Here is a 1,692-nt window from a genome sequence, read left to right on the forward strand (position 1 = left end):
TCCGGGCGCGGGCCTGGGATTGCTCTTTTTCCACTGCGGCTTCGGCGCTCAGACCGCGGGCGATGTCTTCTTCCATCCGCCGCATCCAGCCTTTGGAATTGGCAAACATCCGATAGGCCTCAAGAACCTGCAGCTGGTCTTTATCTCCGTTGCGGGAGACTTCCAGCATTTTGTCAACGCCGACCCGCAGTTCCTCGACTGCGCTGTTCATCCGCTCCAGCTCACGTTGGGGATCGTCGGCAATCGGATTGGTCACGATCACCCGCGGCTCGTGCAGCCAGACGTGGCCTTCTGCCGCGCCTTCCTGGGCGGAGGTGCCGTGGATCAGAACCGGCTGCTGGTGCAACGGCGACAGGGCCGCGCCTTCGCCGACGAAGGCGCCCAGCTCGGTCATCTCCGCGATGACCATCGCCACCACTTCCAGCGCATAGACCGCATCGGCTGAAAACTCGCGCCCCTCCTTGGACTGAACCACCAAGACGCCCAGCATCTCGCCCAGCCGCTGCACCGGCACCCCAAGGAAAGAGGAAAACCGCTCCTCCCCGGTCTCGGGCATGTAGCGGAACCCTTTGGCATTGGGCGCATCCGGGGTGTTCACCACCTTGCCGTATTTCGCCACCCGGCCCACCAGGCCCTCGCCGATGCGCATCCGGGTCTGGTGCACCGATTCGCGGTTCAGACCCTGGGTCGCACACAGCTCCAGCGTTTCCTCGTCGCGGAACAGATAGACCGAGCACACCTCGGTTCCCATGCTGTCGGCGATCAGATGGGTGATTTTGTCGAGCCGCGCCTGGCCGGCATCATCGCCCGCCATCGCCTCGCGCAAGCGAACCAGAAGCTTCCTGCTTTCGGATTCTGTCGTGTCAGCCATTGCCACCCTCTCCCGAGGTCATTTCTCGCGCACCGCCGCCCTGACTGATCTCCGCAGAACGGATACCCCTCAGAGCAGTACGCCAGTGCTCTCTCCTCCACCCACTTGTCCCACCCCAGCGGAAAAAGTCCAAGTGTTTTTGCAGCATTGCCCGCAATCAGAGCAACCTGTCACGGCATTGCGCAAAATACCGCCAGCAGCAGGCCAGACACAACAAAGGCGCCGGATCGGCGCCTTTGCAACTTACAGATAACTGTTTCCCGTTGGGCGCTTAGCCGGCTTTTTCCAGCTCAAAAGCATCATGCAGCGCCTGTACGGCCAGCTCCATGTATTTGCGGTCGATCAGCACCGATATCTTGATTTCGGAAGTTGTGATCACCTTGATGTTGACGCCCTCATCCGACAGCACCTTGAACATCTTGGCGGCCACGCCGGACTGCGAACGCATGCCGATGCCAACCACAGAAACCTTGGCCACATCCTTGTCGGCCAAGAGTTCGGCATAGTTCAGCTCGCCCTTTTCCTTGATTGCCAGCAACGCCTGCTCAGCGCGCGCCACCTGGTCAGTCGGGCAGGAGAAGGTCATGTCGGTGCGGCCCTCGTCCGAGATATCCTGCACGATCATATCGACATTCACCCCCGCATCGCTGAGTGTGGTAAAGATGGTCGCCGCGATGCCGGGGCGGTCGGCCACCGACTGCACGGTCAGCTTGGCCTCGTCACGGGAATAGGCCACACCGGCCACAACATTGGATTCCATGATTTCCTCCTCGGCACAGACCAGGGTACCGGCCTCGTCACTTTGTTCCTCGAAACTGGAC

At 61.0% G+C, this 1,692-nt stretch carries 2 protein-coding genes; both read right to left on the reverse strand.

Going from position 1 to position 1,692, the window contains the following annotated elements:
* Window positions 1–871 (reverse strand): GAF domain-containing protein (locus tag A2I95_RS35800; protein WP_291737292.1); only part of this gene is annotated, 871 nt, incomplete at its 3' end.
* Window positions 872–1,142: 271 nt separating this feature from the next.
* A partial coding sequence (locus A2I95_RS35805) for an ACT domain-containing protein (protein WP_291737293.1) occupies window positions 1,143–1,692 on the reverse strand: 550 nt, incomplete at its 5' end.

It is taken from the genome of Leisingera sp. F5, from assembly GCF_001593695.1.